The following is a 3,364-nucleotide window of genomic DNA, read 5'->3' as shown; positions in this document are numbered from 1 at the left end:
GACTCACCACTTGACCGGCCTGGCGGTTGTCCAGTGTCGACGCTTTGATCTGCGCGCCGTTGGCGGTGATCACGCCGGCGCTGTTGAGCAGTTGTCCGGAAATGTCCGCAGACAACGCCGCCACACTCGAGATTTTGCCCTGCTGGCTGTTGTCGAGGTTTTGCGCGGTGATCGACAGGTTGCCGCTGCTCGCAATAAGGCCGCCACTGGCGTTCCATACCTGAGAGGCCACAAGGGTCAGGCCGCCCTGACTCAGCACACGACCGGCCTGGCGGTTATCCAGGCTGGCGGCGGTCAGTTGCGTGCCGGCCTGGCCGCTCAATGTGCCGCCCTGGTTGTTAACGGATTGAGCAGCGCTGACCTGTAGCGTTCGGCTGGCGACAACGTTGCCGGCGTTGCGAAGGTTCTGGGCGCTGATCGTGACATCGCCGGCGCCGTTGCGGCTCTTGTCTGCATTTACGCCGGCTTCAACGATGGCGGTGTTGGTCAACTGCCCACTGGTGGACAGCCTGATCTGATCGCGGGCGTCAACGTTCTGCTGAATGTTCAATGCATCGCGGCCCTGCAGGTCGACGCTGCTGCCGTACACCGGGCCCTGAACCTGGGCGTTGAGGGCCTTGACGTTGACGGCGCCGGTCGCGGCGGCCTGGGCCATGTTCAGCTGACCATTGGCGTCGATCAGAATGTCGCCGGCGCTGGCCGCCAGATTGCCGGCCACTTTCACGCCGACCCCGGCTTCGGTGCCGACCAGTCGAATGGCGCCGGCATACATGCCGCCCAGCGCAGAACTGTCGATGGCCAGTTGCGGCTTGGCGCTGCCGTCGTCAGCCAGTGCTGTTGCGTTCAGGCTCTGCGCGTCGACGTTGTTGCGGCCGGCGATGATGTTAAGTTTGTTGGCGTGCAGCTCGGCGTTGATCTTCGCGCTGCGGGTGATGATGTCGAACTGGTCGAGGTTGCTGGCGTCCAGCCCTCCCCCTTCGATGGACACGCTGCCGCCTTCGACGCGGAAATGGTCAAGACGGCCGTTGTCCAGCACCGGCGTGCCCGTGGTGAGGGTCGCCCGCGGTGTGTTGATGAAGCCGCAGCCGTTGCAACTGATGCCATAGGGGTTGGCGACGATAACGTGTGCGGCCTGCCCGGCCACTTCGGTGTAGCCGTTGAGCTGGCTGGCGTTGGCCCCGGTGACTTCGTTGAGAATGATCGACGCGGCCCGACCGTTGAGATTCGGGTTGCCGACCACGATGCCGCCCAGTTGCGTGCTCTGGGTGCGGGCGGTGGCGTTGTTGAGGATCACGCCCTGGGTGCCGACGTTGTACTGCTGGTACTGGTTGTGGGAAAGACCGCTGGCATTGGGCGCCGCGATGTTGACGATGGGCACGCCGTTCCCTGCCTGACTCAGGGTGGTATTGGTGGTGCCGGTCACCGCGATGCCCTCGGCCTGGGCCAGCAGCGGTTGCCAGAACATGGCGTTGGCCAGAATCAAAGCGATCCCGCGCTTGGGCATGCCCCAGAAACGCGGACGCTCAGTCAGCGCAGCAGAAGGCTGGCGCACGAGGAAATCGAAGTGGCGAACGTCCATGTCAGGTATCTCGGTCAAACGTTAGAGAAAAAAGTCCATGCGGAAATAGATCGGCGACTCGCGCTCGATCAGGCCGCCTGGGCGCTCCAGAGAGTGGGCAAAGGTCACCGTCGCGGCGACGTGCTGGCCGCGGGCAAAGCATTCGAACGCATTGCTGGACAGGCGCCCGTGCGCGTCGTCGTTGTAGCGATCGTTGGCAATCACGCCCTGGTCGTAAGACGCCGCAATGCCGTAATCGCCGAAGGCCGGGCGCAGCCAGTCGAGGGTGACGGGCCGGGTCAGGCGCAGCTCGTTGCGCCAGTAGCCGCCGCTGTCGCCGGACAGCAGTTGGTCCTTGTAGCCGCGCACCGACGATGACCCGCCGAGGCTCATCCGCTGAGGGCTGAACAGCACGTCTTCGCTGCGTTGTCCGGTGGCGAGGCTGGTGAAGGTGAAGCTCTCGTCCCACAGCTTGAACGGCTGCAGGTAGCTCACGGTGCCGGTGTATTTGCGATAGCGCGCATTGGCTTCGCCTGGGCCCGGGTGGTTGTTGTCCTGGGCCCCGAACGCGCTGATGCCTTGCTGCATGCCGAGGTCGAGGTTGAGAAACGCCGAGCCCACGCGCCGGCCGTGGTTAATGCCATATTGCACTTCGCTGATGCGGTTGCTGCTGTCGGCCAGCCGGCTGCCTTCGATGTAGTTGTTGCTGCGCAGGTTGGAGACGCCGACGTTCAGCGAGGTTTTGCTCAGGGCGTCACGGTAGATGACTCGCTCGGCGCGCAGCTGATGGGTCTGGCTGTCGCCGTTCTGCTTGAAATCGAAACCGTTGGCCTGGGCCTGTGAGCGGTATTCACTTTCGCTGTAGCTATAACTGAAATTCCACCAGCCCCACGGCAGGTTGTAGGCCAGCCCGGTGTTGTGCGAGGTGTGCAGGTGGTCGGTCATGGCGTCGTGACCGCCGCGCAGGCTCAACTGATCCGCCAGACCCAGCGGGCTGTCCCACTCAAGCCCGGTGTTCCACTGTTGCTCGCCAGTGCTGCGCTGTCCGTCGTTGTTGCGCGACAGGCTCACGCGCCACGGCTTTTGCGGGGTGTTCTTGACCAGCACGTCGCTGCCGCCGACTTCCTGGCCCGGTGTCAGCTCCATCTGCGCCTGATTGGACGGCAGACGATTGAGCTGGTCGACCATCTGCTCGATCTCGCGCAGATTGACCAATTGCCCTTCCCGCCCCGGAAATGTCATTGCCAGCTCACGCTCGCTCAAGCCGCTGTCGCCAGCGCTGCGCAGTTTTTCCAGCTGGCCTTCCACCACCAGCACCTGCAACTGGCCTTTCGACAGATCCTGCTGTGGCAGGTAGGCGCGACTGGTGACCAGCCCTTTCGCGATGTACAGGTTGGTGATGGTCTTGAGCAATTCGTTGAGCTGGGACACGCCCATGCACGTGCCCAGATAAGGCTGGGTCAGGCGCTGACGCTCGGCGTCGGACAGCGACGCAGCACCTTTGAGCTCGATCCCCGTGATGGTGAAGCAACGCGTGTCGACTGGGGCAGCCGGTGCGACACAGACTGTGTGAAAACCTAGCCAACCTGCCTCAGATCTAAGAAAATGCCCCGCATCGAAAGATGCGGGGCATTTTCTTATGGCGTACATCCAGGGCGAATCTCGAAACCAGACCAGCCTGTTTCCGGTTTCAATCGATGAAGTCATTCCCGAAGACCATCTTGTTCGGGTCATTGATGCCTATGTTTCTCGCTTGGATCTCAGGGTTCTGGGGTTCGATAAAGCTATTCCCAAGGGCAACGGACG

General features: G+C 62.7%; 1 protein-coding gene and 2 pseudogenes. 1 reads left to right on the top strand and 2 read right to left on the bottom strand.

Annotated elements, in window-relative coordinates; translation table 11 throughout:
• On the bottom strand, positions 1 to 1,579 hold a 1,579-nt coding region (locus BMY98_RS26405), incomplete at its 3' end, for a filamentous hemagglutinin N-terminal domain-containing protein (protein ID WP_139214594.1).
• A gap of 21 nt (positions 1,580 to 1,600) precedes the next feature.
• Positions 1,601 to 3,115 (bottom strand): annotated as a pseudogene (locus BMY98_RS26400) (ShlB/FhaC/HecB family hemolysin secretion/activation protein); the annotation flags it as partial.
• Positions 3,116 to 3,197: 82 nt separating this feature from the next.
• Between BMY98_RS26400 and BMY98_RS27150 the strand changes: the two are divergent.
• A pseudogene (locus tag BMY98_RS27150) lies at positions 3,198 to 3,364 on the top strand (IS5/IS1182 family transposase); the annotation flags it as partial.

It is taken from the genome of Pseudomonas graminis (assembly GCF_900111735.1).
Taxonomy (GTDB): Bacteria; Pseudomonadota; Gammaproteobacteria; order Pseudomonadales; family Pseudomonadaceae; genus Aquipseudomonas; species Aquipseudomonas graminis.
Note: the sequence above shows the minus strand (reverse complement) of the source record. Positions and strands in the feature narration are given on the sequence as shown.